Origin of the sequence: Bacillus sp. B1-WWTP-T-0.5-Post-4, assembly GCF_009183795.1 — a bacterium.
Taxonomy (GTDB): domain Bacteria; phylum Bacillota; class Bacilli; order Bacillales; family Bacillaceae_G; genus Bacillus_A; species Bacillus_A cereus.
Map to the genome: position 1 here is coordinate 175,673 of NZ_WEIJ01000008.1, position 16,535 is coordinate 192,207.

A 16,535-nucleotide genomic window follows, 5' to 3' on the forward strand; every position below is an offset into this window, starting at 1 on the left:
GTAAAATTTTATAATCTAAAAATAATAGGAGGAGAAGTGTATGTGTCTGTTCAGAAAATATTGGCATAAATTATCAAGATTGTTTAATAGACAATTAGATTATTTTTTAGATAATAAGTTATTGCCTGCTGTGGAAAGACTTTTATTTTCACAAAACTTCGCGAGATTTATTCAAAGAAACTCTAAGCAAGCTACGGAAGAAGTTATTGAATCAAGTAGATTTCAATCTATTATTTGTAACATTTTAAAAGAATGCAATACATCACCTTTTAAAGAAATTGCAAAGCAGTATTTAGGTAAAAACGTAGAAATTACGGTGACAGTTGGACAATTAACAGGTGTTATTGTAGCAGTTGGTGATGACTTCTTAACATTGCAAGAAGGAATAGGAACTGAAGTTTTATTACCATTTACAAGTATTATATCAATTAAAGAAGCGTAAGAAAGGAGAGTTATATATGTTATTTACTGATGAATTACGTAACCATGTTGGAGAACTAGTGCAAGTTGTGACAGCTGTAGAAATCATTGTAGGCGTTCTTTTATCTGTGACGGATGGGGCAGTAATTGTTCGTACTTCTCCTTCTTATGGACCACCAGAAGATGTAGTTGTGCGTATTCCTATTATTGCTTATGTTCGCTTGGAAGGGTAAGAGTGATACAAGTATGAGAGTGTCAGTTGTTATTCCAGTGCATAATGAAGCAAGTACTTTATCAAAAGTTTTAGTAGAGGTAAGAAAGCTCGAACCATATGAAGTTATCATAGTAGATAATGGATCGACAGATGGGACGAAGGAAATAGCATTACAGCATAATTGCCGTGTGATTTATTATAGATATTCTCTTGGTAATGATGTGGGACGGGCAATTGGTGCTAGAGAAGCAAAAGGCGAGATTGTTTTGTTTTTAGATGGTGATATCGTCATGAAAAGTGAAGAATTATACAATTTTATTAAAGGAATACGACAAGGACATGAGATTGTTTTAAATAATTTAACATGGTCCGTTTACTTGAAGATGAGACCGCATTATACGACGGTTGGAAAATATATGTTAAATCGTTATTTGAACAAGAAAGAGTTTGTTGTAGGATCTTTAATTGCAATACCACATGCGATAAGTCGTAAAGTGATTGAAAAACTGGGGTGGTGGAATTTAGCAGATCCAGCATTATTTCAAGCGATGGCGATGTCTAGAGGAGTAGATATTTCTGATATGGCTTCAGTTGATGTCATCTACACAAATAAAGTTCGTCCTGTGCATACTGGTACATCACCTGGCTCTCCTTATCCGAAAGCGACTAGTCGTATTATGGGTGATCATTTGCGAGCTTTACAATACGTAATCGAAACATATGGTAAACGCGGTGGTTTTTCAGAGGACAATAGAGATAGAGAGTTTGTAGGAAAGTATAAACCAGTTTTATTACAAAAGAATAAAGCGAAATATAGTGCCATTATCCCAGTATCAGAAGAGAAAATGACCATAAGGTCTGTTATAAAAGAAGTAAAAGAAGCAGGTGTAGATGAAATTATAGTTGTCGCGAATGGAGCAGATGTTGAGACTGTTAAACAGGCAAAGCTAGAGAATGTTATTGTTGTTGAATTTACGAAGGCGCTTGGACATAATGTAGCACGAGCAATAGGTGCCATGCATGCTACGGCAGATATTTGTTTATTCGTTGATAGTGATCTTGTTATTCCAGCAAAAAAACTCACTCTATTTTTACATGCTGTTGAAGATGGAAATGACGTGGTGTTAAATGATTTACAATGCTTATTAGATATGTTTCATCCAGCAGATCCAATTAGTATGGGAAAATACTTTGTGAATTTGATAGCGAAACGACCAGATTTATGGAATAACTCACTAACTGCTGTACCACATGCCATTCATAAGAAGGTAATAGAGAAAATAGGATATGATTCCCTTATCATTCCGCCATTAGCACAAGTGAAAGCTATTTTAGAAGGATTCTCTATTACAACAGTAGAGTTAGTAGATGTTATAAAAACAAATCGAGTGCGTCCAGAGCAACACGAATTTGTAAATGGGCGTATTTCAGCGTTTGATCGTATTTTCGGTGATCAACTTGAAGCGGTTGCGTATTTATTACAATGTACGGACGAACGTGGTGGTTTTACAGATGGAGATAGAGATAGAGATGTAATTCAACAATTGAGAAGGGAAGAAGAGAATACAAATGAATAGTAGTAAAGTAGCTATTATTGGGCTAGGGTATGTTGGCCTTCCTTTAGCGGTACATTTTGCAGAAAGAGGGCATACAGTACTTGGATTAGATAAAGATATTAGAAAAATAGACTCAATTATAAAAGGAGAAAGTTATATTCCGGATGTTTCTTCTAAAGAGTTACAAAGTTTATTGACGAAAAAAAAATTAACAGTAAATACACCGGATCAAGGCATTGCTGATTTTCAAAATAGTGATTATGTTATTGTCACTGTCCCGACTCCAATTAATGAACAAAGAGAACCAGACTTAAGTGCCCTCATTTCAGCTTCGCATTATATACAACAAAACCTTCAAAAAGGACAAACCTTCATTTTTGAAAGCTCCACATATCCAGGCACACTTGAAGAAGTCATCCTACCTATTATTTCTCAAAATGGTAAAAAGGTAGGGGAAGATTTCTATATCGGATATTCCCCTGAGAGAATTGATCCAGCAAATAGTCAATATTCAGTTCAAGCTATTCCAAAAGTTATTAGTGGACAAACAGAAAAGTGTAAACAAAAGGTACAGGATTTATATAGTACCATTTTTGACGAAGTTGTACCTGTTAGCTCTCCGAAAGTAGCAGAGATGTGCAAGCTATTTGAAAATATTCAGCGCTTAGTTAACATTTCTTTAGTAAATGAACTAAACACACTATGTGAAAGTTTAGGCATTGATTTTTATGAGGCCATTGAAGCGGCATCTACAAAACCATTTGGGTTTACTCCGTATTGGCCAGGGCCAGGGATAGGGGGACACTGTATTCCCGTAGACCCTTTATATTTTCAATGGAGAATAAAAAAGAATGGAGCAATTAGTCAATTAATTGAGGCTGCACATATAATTAATGAAGAAATGCCAGAGAAAATGGTCCGGAAAGTAAAAAGTGTGGTGCAATTACCTGCAACGGTGTTAATTGTAGGGATTGCGTATAAAAAAGATGTAAATGATTTGAGAGAATCACCAGCGTTACCGATTATTCAATTATTAAGAAATCAAGGATACGAGATAGAATATCATGATCCTTATATTTCTTCCGCGGAAATTGGAGATAAGGTGTACCAATCTGTTTCTTTAGATGAAGAAAAAGTTAAAAAAGCGGATTGTATTTTAATTTTAACGGATCATTCTAATATTGATTGGAAGCTTTTTAAAGGAATAGACCGAGTAATAGATACACGCGGGATTGTAAAGAAGGTGAGTAAATGAGTAAGAAATGTTTAATTACAGGTGGAGCCGGATTTATCGGGTCACATTTAGCTGAAGAGTTGATGAGAAGAGGTTATGAGGTCACTGTTGTGGATAACTTTTATAAAGGTAAAAATAAGTACCATAAAGAGTTAATGAAAGAAATCCGTGTTATTCCAATAAGTGTTTTAGATAAAAATTCTATTTATGAATTAGTAGATCAGCATGATGTCGTGTTTCATTTAGCAGCAATTTTAGGTGTGAAAACAACAATGGAAAAAAGTATAGAGCTCATAGAAACGAATTTTGATGGGACGAGAAATATTTTACAAGCAGCGCTAAAAGGAAAGAAGAAAGTAGTTTTTGCTTCTACTTCAGAAGTATATGGTAAGGCCAAGCCGCCTTTCTCTGAAGAGGGAGATCGATTGTACGGGGCAACTTCTAAAATTCGTTGGAGTTATGCGGTTTGTAAAACGTTAGAAGAAACATTATGTTTAGGATACGCATTAGAAGGCTTACCGGTAACGATTGTTCGATATTTTAATATTTATGGTCCAAGAGCGAAAGATGGTCCGTATGCAGGAGTAATTCCGCGATTTATCCGTGCGGCACTGCAAGGAGAAGACATTCTCGTATATGGAGATGGAAAGCAGACACGTTGTTTTACGTATGTGAGTGATGCGGTAGAAGCAACAATTCGGGCAATGGATGAGAAGGTAAATGGTGAGATTATTAATATAGGTTCTGAGAATGAACAGAGTATAAAAGAAGTAGCAGAAGTAATTAAAAAATTAACGAATTCTTCTTCGAAGATTGTACAAGTGCCTTTTGAAGAAGTATATCCTCATGGTTTTGAAGAAATTCCAAATAGAAGACCAGATGTAACAAAATTAAAAGAGCTTGTTCAATTTCAGGCGAAAGTAACGTGGGAAAACGGATTGAAGGAAACAATTAAGTGGTTTCGTGAACAAAACAATGGCTAAGTCATTATCTGTTATTATTCCTGCATGTAATGAGGTCGATACGATTTCAGACGTTATTCAATCGGTAAGACCATTAAATCCAGTAGAAATCATTGTAGTAGCAAACGGTTGTAATGATGGAACAGAAGATGTTGCAGATCGTTTAGGGTGTAAAGTAATCAAGCATACAGAGCTACTAGGGAACGATGTTGGACGTGCAGTCGGCGCAAAACATGCGATAGGTGATGTATTACTATTTATAGATGGTGATTTTGCTATTCCAACTTCAAAATTAAAATTATTCCTTAATCCGATTTTATACGATCAGGCAGATGTAGTTTTAAATAATTTGGATGCATTATTTTTAAAAAGGCAAAAAACCACTTCTATTACAGTATGGCGCCAAATATTAAATGCAATGTTAGAGCGTGAAGAATTAAAAATGAATTCTTTATTAGATGTACCTCATGCGCTGACGAAAGAAGTCGTTCAAAGCATCGGATATGAATGTTTTGTTAATCCTATTGTGGCTCATTTACACCTAGTTCAAAGTAAATGGAGAATTAGTCGTCATTGTGCCATTGACGTTATTACGCCGAATAAATTTCGTCCATTCCAGCATGCTGCATATGGGCCAAATCTTTCCCAATCTGAAAAAAGAATGATAGGTGATCATATAGAAGCAGTAGCAGAACGGATATTAAGCAGTGATGAGCGCGGAGGATATTATGATGGAAATAGGAAAAGGGATAGTGTCTATCATACTTTAAGTTTTGAAGAGTTTTATCAAGGGTGGGGTGTTACATCTGATTTGTATAAAGGAAAGCAACTATCGGTTGTTATTCCCGTACAAGATGAAGAGAAAACAATTGGAAACGTTATAGAAGAGCTTCGCAAAATTGAACCCTTCGAAATTATCGTTGTCGTAAATGGTTCGTCAGATAAAACGAAAAAAATTGCAAAAGACAAAGGGGCAACGACAATTGTATATAAAGAAGCACTCGGAAATGATGTGGGGCGCTCACTGGGAACGTATTTTGCAAAAGGAGAAATTGTGTTATTTATAGATGGCGATTTTGTTATTCCAGTGAGTGAGCTGTATCCTTTTGCGAAAGCTATTGCAGATGGAACAGATGTTGCATTAAATGATCTAAATCATTATTTAGATTTAAGAGTACCGCTTCATCTTGTAACTGCATTTAAATATGCATTAAATTTAGCTTGTGATAGAAAAGATCTAGGCGTAGGCTCTCTTATCGCTGTACCGAATGCGTTTAGCCGTAAGTGTTTGAAAGAAATTGGGTATAGATCTTTACTGGCGCCGTGTGTAGCCCAAGTGAAAGCTATTCTTTCAGGATTTGAAGTTGCATGTGTAAGTCGTGTTGAGGTCGATAAGATGAACCGTATTCGTCCCAGTGAACATTTTGCTAAAATAGGTCATCCACCAGCTGTACTTCGAATTATAGGTGATCATATAGAAGGACTAGATCAAATAATTGCATTAACAGACAATCGTGGCGGATTCTATGATGGCAATAGAAAAAGAGATGTTTTATAGAAGTAACAAAAAAAGTGTACAACATGTGTACACTTTTTTGTTCTGTTATAAAAACTATAACAGATTAGGAGATAAGAGTATTACAGCTCTACAATGGGTATTGTTCTTATATTACAAAATAGGACTCGTATATAAGGATACCAAAAAAATACAATTAAGGAAAGGGTTAATTTTAAAGACTTTTAAATGAAGTTAACACTATATATATAGTAGTTTGCTCAATATTTCACAAACATGTCACAACTATTTCGTTCACTTTCGTAAAAAAGTAGTATTCTAAGTGTGTAAGCTGTTATATAAAAAATCTTAGTCCTGTACTAATCAAAAATGGAGGAGATTAGGATGACTCAAGTAATAGAAAATGTTAAAAACGCATGGGAAAACTTTAAAGGTGAAAAATGGAAAGCAGAGATTGATGTTCGCGATTTCATTTTAAATAATGTAAACGTTTTCGAAGGGGACGAATCTTTCTTAGCAGAAGCAACTGAAGCAACGAAAAAACTTTGGGATCAAGTAATGGATTTAACAACGAAAGAACGTGAAAACGGTGGCGTTCTTGATATGGATACAAAAATTGTTTCTTCTATTACATCACATGACCCAGGATACTTAAATAAAGATATTGAAAAAGTAGTCGGTTTCCAAACTGATAAACCATTTAAACGTTCTTTACAACCATATGGTGGTATTCGTATGGCAGAACAAGCTTGTGAATCTTATGGATACGAAATGGATAAAGAACTTAGTCGTATTTTTAGAGAGTGGAGAAAAACTCATAACCAAGGTGTATTTGATGCATACACACCAGAAATGAGAAATGCACGTAAATCAGGTGTTATTACTGGTCTTCCAGATGCATACGGACGTGGACGTATTATCGGTGACTATCGCCGAGTAGCGTTATATGGTATTGATCATTTAATTGAAGCGAAAAAAGCTGATTTGAATTTAACTGGTGGTGTAATGAGCGAAGATACGATGCGTTTACGCGAAGAGTTATCTGAGCAAATGCGTGCACTTCAAGAGTTAAAAGAAATGGCTGCTTCTCATGGCTTCGATATTTCTAAGCCAGCAACAAATGCACAAGAAGCATTCCAATGGTTATACTTCGCATACCTTGCAGCGATTAAAGAGCAAAACGGGGCTGCAATGAGTCTTGGACGTACTTCTACATTCTTAGATATTTACATTGAAAGAGATTTAGCAAATGGTACTTTAACAGAAGAAGAAGTACAAGAAATTGTAGATCACTTCATTATGAAATTACGTCTTGTGAAATTCGCAAGAACACCTGATTATAATGAATTATTCTCTGGTGACCCAACTTGGGTAACTGAATCTATCGGTGGTATGGCATTAGATGGTCGTCCATTAGTAACAAAGAACTCATTCCGTTTCTTGCATACATTAGATAATTTAGGACCAGCTCCAGAACCAAACTTAACTGTTCTTTGGTCTAAACAATTACCAGAGAACTTTAAAAACTACTGTGCGAAAATGTCTATTAAAACATCAGCAATTCAATATGAAAATGATGACATTATGCGTCCTGAATACGGCGATGATTACGGTATTGCATGTTGCGTATCTGCAATGAGAATCGGTAAACAAATGCAGTTCTTCGGAGCTCGTGCAAACTTAGCGAAAGCATTATTATATGCGATTAACGGTGGTAAAGATGAAAAGTCAAAAGCACAAGTTGGTCCTGAGTACGCACCAATTACTTCTGAAGTATTAAATTATGAAGAAGTTATGCATAAGTTTGATATGACAATGGAATGGTTAGCGGGTCTATATTTAAACACATTAAATGTTATCCATTACATGCATGATAAATATAGCTATGAACGTATTGAAATGGCACTTCATGATACAAACGTTCTTCGTACAATGGCAACAGGTATCGCTGGTCTATCTGTAGTAGCAGATTCATTAAGTGCAATTAAATACGCAAAAGTAAAACCAATTCGTGATGAAAATGGTATTGCAGTTGACTTCGAGATTGAAGGAGATTTCCCTAAATACGGTAACAATGATGATCGTGTAGATGAGATTGCTGTAAATCTTGTAAAAACATTTATGAATAAACTTCGTAAACATAAAACATACAGAAATTCTGTTCATACAATGTCAATCTTAACAATCACATCTAACGTTGTATACGGTAAGAAAACTGGTAATACTCCAGATGGCCGCCGTACTGGAGAACCATTTGCACCAGGTGCGAACCCAATGCATGGACGTGATACAAAAGGTGCATTAGCTTCATTATTATCTGTGGCTAAATTACCATATGAAGATGCACAAGATGGTATTTCTAATACATTCTCTATTATTCCGAAAGCACTTGGTAAAGAAGATGATGTACAAGTACGTAACTTAGTATCAATGCTTGATGGCTATGCAGTAAAAGAAGGGCACCACTTAAATATTAACGTATTTAACCGTGAAACATTAATGGATGCAATGGAACATCCTGAGAAGTATCCACAATTAACAATTCGTGTATCTGGTTATGCTGTAAACTTTATTAAATTAACTCGTGAACAACAAATTGATGTAATTAACCGTACAATGCATGAAAGCATGTAAATGAAAAAAGTGTCCCTTCGCTCTTAATATATAGCGAAGGGAGGCTGTTTCAATAAAGGAGGAAGTAACATGGTAAAAGGAAGAATACATTCTGTAGAGTCTTGTGGTACTGTTGATGGCCCGGGGATTCGTTATGTCATATTTACACAAGGGTGTTTATTACGTTGTCAATATTGTCATAATGCTGATACGTGGGAAATCGGTAAAGGTAAAGAAATAACAGTTGAAGAAGTGATGCAGGATGTGACATGTTACCTTCCATTTATTGAAGCTTCCGGAGGCGGTATAACAGTTAGCGGTGGAGAGCCATTATTACAGCTAGACTTTTTAATTGAGTTGTTTAAAAAGTGTAAAGCGGCTGGTATCCATACCACAATCGACTCTTCTGGTGGTTGTTATTCTGAGGAACCAGAATTCCAAAATAAGCTAGATATTTTAATGGATTATACAGATTTAGTTTTATTGGATCTGAAACATATCGATTCCAAAAAGCATCGTAAATTAACAGGGAAACCAAATGAACATATTTTACAATTTGCTCGTTATTTATCGGATAAGAATAAACCAATTTGGGTACGACACGTATTAGTTCCTGGTGTTACGGATAATGAAGAGGATCTACAAAAACTATCTAGCTTTATTCAAAGTCTGTCTAATGTTCAAAAAGTTGAAGTGTTACCATATCATAAGCTTGGTGTATATAAATGGGAGGCGCTTGGACACAAGTATCCACTCGCAAATGTAGAACCACCTACTGAGAAAAATGTAGAACATGCTAAATATATTTTACAAGCGGTCTAATCCAAATATTGGATTAGGCTTTTTGCTTTCTTTACAATAAAATCTAGAGTATATATTGATAAAAGAGTATACTGAAAGTAGAATATCCATAATTTTGTACGGAATAAATGGAGAAATTTACATAATTGTAAAGGGAAATCAAAATAGTAAAAAGAATTAAGAAGTAAAAGAGTGAGTATCATGGAATAGAGAACATTTGTAAGTTATTGCGAAAGCTCTTATAGGAAAGTATAATGTAAAGATATGAGCACAGATAGGATTAAGGGGTCAATCTTATATGCTTTGCATATCCACGACAGGTACATAGCTGAAAGGGAATTATTAGAATCTGTTTATGTAATTTTTAAGGAAAATGTTTTTCCTATTGTCGTATATGCAATATGGAGAAACAAAAAGCTAGGAGTGGATTTGTTTGATAAAAAACCCCAAGGTTTTAATATTAACTGCACATTACGGTAATGGTCATGTGCAAGTAGCAAAAACATTAGAACAAACATTTCGCCAAAAAGGAATTGAAGATGTTATTGTATGCGACTTGTTTGGAGAATCACATCCATTTATAACTGACATTACAAAATATCTATATTTAAAAAGTTATACAATAGGAAAAGAATTATATCGTTTGTTTTATTACGGGGTAGAAAAAATTTATGATAAGAAAATAGCATCTTGGTATGCGAACTTTGGAAGAAAACGTTTGAAAACACTATTACAGGTGGAGAAACCAGATATTGTAATTAATACATTTCCAATTATCGCTGTACCAGAATTGAAGAAACAAACAGGTATTTCAATTCCTGTCTATAACGTATTAACGGATTTTTGCGTGCACAAAATATGGATTCATCGAGAAGTAGATCGTTATTTTGTTGCAACGGATCATGTGAAAGAATTGATGGTTGATATCGGTGTACCTGCGGAACAAATTGTTGAAACAGGAATTCCAATTCGGAGTAGTTTTGAGTTAAAGGTAAATCCGGAAATCATATATACTAAATATCAGTTATGTAAGAATAAAAAGATTTTACTAATTGTAGCAGGTGCTCATGGGGTATTAGGAAATGTAAAAGAACTATGCCAATCATTTATGTCAGTGCCTAATTTACAAATAGTTGTCGTTTGTGGGAAAAATGAAGCTTTAAAACAGGATTTATTAAGTTTACAGAAGCAAAATTCCGATGCATTAAAAGTGTTTGGGTATGTTGAAAATATTGATGAATTATTCCGTGTTACTTCTTGTATGATTACGAAGCCAGGCGGAATAACATTAAGTGAAGCAGCAGCGTTGCAAGTACCTGTCATTTTATATAAGCCTGTTCCAGGACAAGAAAATGAAAATGCGATGTACTTTGAAAGAAAGGGAGCAGCAGTTGTCATTCGCGATGATAGTGAGGTTTTTGCAAAAACAGAGGCATTATTACAAGATGATGTGAAGCTTCTTCAAATGAAAGAAGCAATGAAAAGCATCTATCTTCCAGAGCCAGCTGGTCATATTGTAGATGCAATTTTGGCAGAAAATCATGCAGAACCGCGTCATATACCTATTAAATCACCTGCTCTTGCACAATCTTTTACTTAATATGAAACCCTCTTTGTATATGTAAAGAGGGTTCTTTATTATTTTCAAAGAAAATTCAGCCAGTTATCCACAAAAGGATTACGCTTTCATTAAACAGTAAAGTCGGAATATTAACAACTATATCCACATTGTCCACAATTTTTAGAAAAATATCCACAATTAAAACAGCTGATATATGCTTTAATATAGAAAAATATTAAATGTTTTTGAAAATTACTAACAATTCTGTTGGTTTTGTGGATAAAGTTGTCCACAGCAAAAAAAGTCCCTTATGTATAAGGGGCTTTTTTGCTTACTTCTATCAGTCGAGAAAATTATGTAATGAAAATGAATAATTAGGGGGGAAACTTCTAATTATTCATTTTCACTTTAAATGCTTTTCGAGCGATATCCTGCTGCACGATCTGCTTTTTGAAATTCGCGTTGATAGAGAACTTCTTGTGTACTAGATAATGTGTTTTTTGCTTTATCACGTTTCTTTTTATCCATTACAAATCACCTCGTGTCTTAAAGTTACTATTTATCGTTTCCAAAGACATGAGGGGATATACGCATATGGAAAATGTTAACGATTGATTATCATTTCAGAAAATTTAGATTACGCTTCTTTTAATTGATGAGCATCTTGGAAGGTTGTATCTCGCATTGTAGCAAGTGTGTATTGATCTTTTGGAATTTCATATAAGTTATACACTTCTTCGTTTGCGTTAATTTCATCATATACGGCTTTTCTTGTTTCGTTTGCTAGATTCACATATTGCAGTTTTTCTGCAGCTTTAATAGAACGAATATTTATTTTACGAATACGCATGAAAATTGTTTCAATATCTAATTCATAGAAAAGTTCACTAAAAAATGAATCTTTTGCTAATTTGTTATAGCCTTTTCCATGATATGGTTTGCCAAGCCATGTCCCGAGAAATCCAGCTTTTTCTTGCACATCAAATAAAGTAATTGTTCCGATAGGGTTACCCCATTCATCTAAAATTGTGCGTGAAATTAATTCACCACGTTCTTCAGCTTCAATCGTTTGTTTTGTTAAGAATAAATATTCTTCATAAGAATAAGCCTTTTGACGCACAAAAGGGAAGACAGCTGGATCCACCATTAACTCGTATAGAACGTGGCTGTCGTGTAAGTCGCGTTTTTTCAACATACTAACTCCTCCTCACACGAGGGTAGCATGACGAAAAAACACCCCACCCTCGAAATTTTTATATCAATCTTTAAAAAATTTCGGGGTGGGAATCGAACCCACTAGAACCAGTTTCTAACGCTGGTGGCGCACCATTTGCCTTCCCCATTCATCAATTTGAAAATGATAATCACGACACAAATTGATTATGGTTTCATTCAGTTTATAATCGTATAATACTTTATCTAGTCAAAAAAATAAACTAGTTTTTTTTATTTTTTTTGTAAATTATTTTTCCATCAATCATAGTTAGTACAGGCTTGGCTAAATAATGGAAAGGATGATGAGTCCATAACACGAGATCGGCGTCTTTTCCAACCTCAATGCTTCCAATTCTATCCTCTAAACGCAAATTTCGCGCTGGGAATATGGTGATTCCTTCTAGTGCTGTTTTCTCGTCTAACCCTTCTCTTACTGCAACAGCGGCACAAATATTTAAATATTGAATGGGTGTATAAGGATGATCTGTTGTTATAGAAACTTCCACACCATTTTTAGATAATATATGGTAAGTATCCCATGTCTTGTTTTTTAGTTCGATTTTAGAACGACGTGTCAGAGTGGGACCAACTGAAACCTTCAAATTGTGTTTCGAAAGCTCTTCAACAAGAAAGTGTCCTTCTGTACAATGTTCAATACGTAGATCGAGGTTGAATTCCGTTGCAAAGCGTAGCGCAGAACTAATATCATCTGCTCGGTGAGCGTGGATACGTACGGGTATTTCACGACGTAATGCTTTTAAAATAGGAAGCATTCTAAAATCAGCTTCGTGCCCGTAGTGTTGTGCTTCATAGAATGATTCCCGAAGTAACCCCATAATCCCCATACGTGTAATGGATTCTTTTGTTCCATTACTATGGACTTTTTTAGGATTTTCTCCAAAGGCAATCTTTAAACCAGCAGGTTCTTGAATAATCATATGATCAATACAAGTTCCAGCTGTTTTTATTACACAAGTAGTACCCCCGATAATATTTTGACTGCCAGGCATAACGTGAACGGTTGTAATTCCGTTTTGTACAGCGTCTTGAAAGGCAATATCGAAAGGATGGATTCCATCTAAAGAACGAATATGTGGTGTTGAAACTTCAGATGTTTCATTGGCATCATTTCCAGCCCAACCAGTACCTTCATCATAGAGACCAAGGTGAGTATGGACATCAATAAAGCCAGGTAAGAGATGGAGTGCTCGTGCATCTATAACGGTCATATCTTGAGTAGGTTGAATAAAAGGTTTGACCTCGGTAATTCGCTCTCCTGTAACGAGTACATCTCCTTGAAACTTTTGAGATGTAATAGGGTATACAATGGCTTGTTTGAGCAATATTTTCATAGGTACCTCATTTCTGTTACTTTATAATGCTAATGGAAGTTAAGGGAAAGTAACTGAAAGGTTATTTGTATGGTAATGCTTAGGATCCTAGAAAATGAAAGTTTTGAAAGAGCCCATGTAAAATTGTGTTTTAGAAGTACTACATTGTATGCGAAAGTATATTTTGTAATGCATGGTCTATTGCCGGAAATGTGTATTGGTATCCATGTTCAATTGCCTTAATGGGTAATACACGTTGCCCTTCTAGTACAAGTATGCTCATTTCACCCAGTAAAGTTTGAATGATAAATGAAGGTACAGGCAACCAATGAGGTTTTTTCATTATAGTTGCAATGTTTTCTCCAAATTCCTTCATTCTTATGGGTGTTGGTGCTGTCATATTAAGAGGACCATCAATTTCTTTTTTGTGTATGATGAAATCCATCATACGAACGACATCGTCTATATGAATCCATGATAACCATTGCTTCCCAGAACCAATGGTGCCGCCGATATAGAATTGATAGGGAAGTAGCATTTTGGGAAGAGCTCCTCCATTTGCACCTAATACAACTCCAAATCTTGCGTAGATTGTTCGTATTCCGAGAGAACGTGCTTTAGATGCTTCTTGTTCCCATGAATATACTGTATTTGCTAAAAAGTCATTTCCAGGAGTCTCATGCTGTTCTGTAAAAGACTCTATTTCAGACGTTCCATAGTATCCAATAGCACTTGCGTTAATAAATGTGTGTGGTTTTGTATGGAGTGTCTGCAATTGTTTAATGATTCCTTTTGTTGTTTGAATTCTACTGTTTAAAATGACTTTCTTTTGTTGCTTTGTCCATCTACTATTAATAGACTCTCCGGCTAGATTAATAACTATATCAATAGAAGAGAGGGGGAAGGTTTGTAAATCTGGTGTCCATTGAACATACTGAAGGTTAGGATCGGAAGTTTCAGTAGTTTTTTTTCGTGTGAGAATGTAAACAGTATATCCTTTTTGAATAAAAAAAGTAGAAAGGGATTTACCGATAAAGCCTGTACCACCAGAAATTGCGATTTTCACAAGTATTTCCTCCTCATTATATATATTCTTGAAAAGAAAAAATGTTCCTCGACTATGTTAAAATAATAGAGAGGTGAGAGTATGGCTGTCATTACAAAAATAGAAGTACAAAAACGATCGAAAGAACGATTTAATATTTATATTGATAAAGGTCAAGGCGAAGAGTACGGATTTAGTGTGGATCAAGTAATCTTAATAAAACATGGATTACAAAAAGGCTTAGAAATTGATGAAATCGAGTTAGGAAATATTTTGTACAATGAAGAAGTACAAAAAGCATATTTACAAGCAATCTCCTATTTATCCTATCAAATGAGAACAAAACAAGAAATAGAAGATTTTTTACGAAAAAAAGAAGTGGGACAGGCCATCATCTCTGAAGTCGTTTCGAAATTATTACATGACCGATATATTAATGATAAAGAGTATGCTGTTTTATATACGCGAACGCAAAGTAATGTGAATCGAAAAGGTCCAACTGTTATTAAAAGAGAGTTATTAAATAAAGGTGTTCAGGATTTAATTATTACACATAGTTTACAAGAATATCCGAAGGAAAAGCAAATTGAGAATGCCTTGTTTCTCATAGAGAAGAAGAAAAAATCTTATCAAAAACATTCTTTTTTACAAATGAAACTAAAGTTAGATGAGATGCTTGTTCGAAAAGGATATTCTAGAGAAGTAATTCAAATTTGTTTGGAAGAATTGAAAGACGAAAAAGATGACGAAAAGCAACAAGAAGCGTTACACTATCATGGGAATAAATATTATGAGAAATATAAGAAGTATGATGGATGGACATTTGAAAACAAGATGAAACAAGCGTTATATCGAAAAGGATTCTCTATTGATGAAATCGAGATATTTTTGCAAATGAAACGCGAAGAGGAATGAGGAGAATAAGATGAATATGCCAAAACGCTACAGTGAAATGACACCGCATGAGCTAAGGGAAGAAATTGGCGCTTTGAAGGAGCAAGCAGTAAAAGCTGAGCAGCTTGGGATTGTCAATGAATTTGATGTATTAATGAGAAAAATGGCAATGGCTCGTGCTTATATGACGGATGTAAACAAATTCCGTATTGGTGAAACATATGAATTAGTAGAAGAACCTGGTGTATTATTTAAAATTACGTATTTCAATGGGGTATTTGCTTGGGGATATAAGCAAAATGATAATGAAGAGATTGGCATACCAATTTCCTTATTGCAAGAAAGATGAAAACCAGAGAGCATATATCTCTCTGGTTTTCATCTTTGGTAGGCGTTAAAGGAGATAGGAGATTCTAAAATTGGCGTTTTTTACATTCATTTGCCAATATAATGAGAGACTGGGTTTGTTGCGTCTGTCCGTTAACTTGTGCTTTCGCATGTTTTGGACGAGTCCACGTATGGTTAAATAATTCAGAACGACTATCTAAGCGATCACGGTAGCTCATCTTTATCACCTCGTGTAGGAAGTTAATTTAATTTGTACTATTCTTCCTGCTGATTTGCAGCACGCATACGTTCTTGTGGGTGCGTGTTAATTGTGCCGTTAGGTCGTTTCGAAGCGAAGCGTGATTTCGCTTTCGGTTGACCGTCGATTTTGCTGTTGTTTTTTGACTCAGACCAAAATTCGGCTTGTTTACCCATTGCGAACGCCCTCCTCATTATCGGTTGATACCTCTTTAAGAAGTATCAATTATAGAATGTGCAAAATTGAAGAAACTATCCTTTAGAAATGAAGGGATAAATAGGTAAAAGGAGATTATAATATGAATGATATTTATGAAACATTAACGAAAGAATTATTAGACAAGAATGACAAGCTTTCTTACGCACAAGCTCGTGCGTGGGTTGAGTTACTATGGGAAGATTTTCAAACAACTTATGCAAAATCAGGTCGTTATCAAGGCGATGAAATGACGGAACAAGTGGTACGATCATGGATTAATAATCATGGTGTACGCCTTCATGAAATGCGGACAAATAATCCGAAGTATAGTCATTTAATTAATCAAGAAGATCATTTGAAACATTAAAAAAAGCGACTTAAGTCGCTTT

General features: G+C 35.0%; 19 protein-coding genes. 13 read left to right on the plus strand and 6 right to left on the minus strand.

What is annotated here, in order from left to right; translation table 11 throughout:
* Window positions 1–40 precede the first annotated feature (40 nt).
* From GBN91_RS22665 to GBN91_RS22710, 10 genes are all read left to right on the plus strand, one after another.
* Window positions 41–442, plus strand: coding sequence for an LSm family protein (locus GBN91_RS22665; RefSeq protein WP_000335531.1), 402 nt, complete (start codon window positions 41–43; stop codon window positions 440–442).
* Between the two features lie 16 nt (window positions 443–458).
* Window positions 459–653, plus strand: a complete 195-nt coding sequence (locus GBN91_RS22670) for an LSm family protein (RefSeq protein ID WP_000899470.1) — start codon at window positions 459–461, stop codon at window positions 651–653.
* Between the two features lie 13 nt (window positions 654–666).
* A complete protein-coding gene (locus tag GBN91_RS22675) occupies window positions 667–2,211 on the plus strand; it encodes a glycosyltransferase family 2 protein (RefSeq protein ID WP_001266468.1) in 1,545 nt (514 codons plus the stop codon).
* Window positions 2,204–3,445 (plus strand): nucleotide sugar dehydrogenase, encoded by a 1,242-nt coding sequence (locus GBN91_RS22680; RefSeq protein WP_001088924.1) that lies wholly within the window; start codon window positions 2,204–2,206, stop codon window positions 3,443–3,445. Before GBN91_RS22675 ends, GBN91_RS22680 begins: the two co-directional genes overlap by 8 nt.
* On the plus strand, window positions 3,442–4,407 hold the full coding sequence (locus GBN91_RS22685) for an NAD-dependent epimerase/dehydratase family protein (RefSeq protein WP_000037018.1): 966 nt from the start codon (window positions 3,442–3,444) through the stop codon (window positions 4,405–4,407). Before GBN91_RS22680 ends, GBN91_RS22685 begins: the two co-directional genes overlap by 4 nt.
* Window positions 4,400–5,944, plus strand: a complete 1,545-nt coding sequence (locus tag GBN91_RS22690; RefSeq protein WP_016121801.1) for a glycosyltransferase family 2 protein — start codon at window positions 4,400–4,402, stop codon at window positions 5,942–5,944. Before GBN91_RS22685 ends, GBN91_RS22690 begins: the two co-directional genes overlap by 8 nt.
* Window positions 5,913–6,134 (plus strand): hypothetical protein, encoded by a 222-nt coding sequence (locus GBN91_RS22695; protein ID WP_002094217.1) that lies wholly within the window; start codon window positions 5,913–5,915, stop codon window positions 6,132–6,134. Before GBN91_RS22690 ends, GBN91_RS22695 begins: the two co-directional genes overlap by 32 nt.
* Before the next feature lie 152 nt (window positions 6,135–6,286).
* On the plus strand, window positions 6,287–8,536 hold the full coding sequence (gene pflB, locus GBN91_RS22700) for a formate C-acetyltransferase (RefSeq protein WP_152122399.1): 2,250 nt from the start codon (window positions 6,287–6,289) through the stop codon (window positions 8,534–8,536).
* 69 nt (window positions 8,537–8,605) lie between these two features.
* On the plus strand, window positions 8,606–9,337 hold the full coding sequence (gene pflA, locus GBN91_RS22705) for a pyruvate formate-lyase-activating protein (protein WP_000238458.1): 732 nt from the start codon (window positions 8,606–8,608) through the stop codon (window positions 9,335–9,337).
* A 412-nt stretch (window positions 9,338–9,749) separates the two neighbouring features.
* On the plus strand, window positions 9,750–10,916 hold the full coding sequence (locus GBN91_RS22710) for a diglucosyl diacylglycerol synthase (RefSeq protein ID WP_000594690.1): 1,167 nt from the start codon (window positions 9,750–9,752) through the stop codon (window positions 10,914–10,916).
* 369 nt (window positions 10,917–11,285) lie between these two features.
* On the opposite strand, the gene GBN91_RS22715 is transcribed toward GBN91_RS22710, so the two are convergent.
* The 4 genes from GBN91_RS22715 to GBN91_RS22730 form a co-directional block, all read right to left on the minus strand.
* Entirely contained in the window at window positions 11,286–11,405 is a 120-nt protein-coding gene (locus GBN91_RS22715) for a YfhE family protein (protein WP_000358482.1), read from the minus strand.
* A gap of 109 nt (window positions 11,406–11,514) precedes the next feature.
* Complete coding sequence (locus tag GBN91_RS22720; protein ID WP_000914737.1) at window positions 11,515–12,072, minus strand: GNAT family N-acetyltransferase; 558 nt, start codon at window positions 12,070–12,072, stop codon at window positions 11,515–11,517.
* 241 nt (window positions 12,073–12,313) lie between these two features.
* On the minus strand, window positions 12,314–13,444 hold the full coding sequence (locus GBN91_RS22725; protein ID WP_000698317.1) for an amidohydrolase: 1,131 nt from the start codon (window positions 13,442–13,444) through the stop codon (window positions 12,314–12,316).
* 139 nt (window positions 13,445–13,583) lie between these two features.
* The gene (locus tag GBN91_RS22730) at window positions 13,584–14,489 is read right to left on the minus strand and encodes a TIGR01777 family oxidoreductase (protein WP_000684379.1); all 906 of its coding nucleotides are present in this window, start codon (window positions 14,487–14,489) and stop codon (window positions 13,584–13,586) included.
* Window positions 14,490–14,570: 81 nt separating this feature from the next.
* Here GBN91_RS22730 and recX point away from each other — a divergent pair, with 81 nt between their 5' ends.
* Both recX and GBN91_RS22740 read left to right on the plus strand, forming a co-directional pair.
* Window positions 14,571–15,383: a recombination regulator RecX gene (recX, locus tag GBN91_RS22735; RefSeq protein ID WP_025710264.1), complete on the plus strand. Its 813-nt coding sequence runs from the start codon at window positions 14,571–14,573 to the stop codon at window positions 15,381–15,383.
* 10 nt (window positions 15,384–15,393) lie between these two features.
* Window positions 15,394–15,711: a YfhH family protein gene (locus GBN91_RS22740; protein ID WP_152122401.1), complete on the plus strand. Its 318-nt coding sequence runs from the start codon at window positions 15,394–15,396 to the stop codon at window positions 15,709–15,711.
* A gap of 64 nt (window positions 15,712–15,775) precedes the next feature.
* Here GBN91_RS22740 and GBN91_RS22745 read toward each other — a convergent pair whose 3' ends face one another.
* Together GBN91_RS22745 and GBN91_RS22750 are read right to left on the minus strand one after the other, a co-directional pair.
* Window positions 15,776–15,928 carry a YpzG family protein gene (locus tag GBN91_RS22745; protein WP_000122093.1) on the minus strand — a complete coding sequence of 51 codons (153 nt, stop codon included), beginning with the start codon at window positions 15,926–15,928 and terminating at the stop codon, window positions 15,776–15,778.
* Window positions 15,929–15,965: 37 nt separating this feature from the next.
* Window positions 15,966–16,124, minus strand: coding sequence for a small, acid-soluble spore protein K (locus GBN91_RS22750; protein ID WP_000517891.1), 159 nt, complete (start codon window positions 16,122–16,124; stop codon window positions 15,966–15,968).
* 122 nt (window positions 16,125–16,246) lie between these two features.
* On the opposite strand from GBN91_RS22750, the gene GBN91_RS22755 reads away from it, so the two are divergent.
* On the plus strand, window positions 16,247–16,513 hold the full coding sequence (locus GBN91_RS22755) for a YfhJ family protein (RefSeq protein ID WP_000998166.1): 267 nt from the start codon (window positions 16,247–16,249) through the stop codon (window positions 16,511–16,513).
* The last annotated feature ends 22 nt before the right edge of the window (window positions 16,514–16,535 follow it).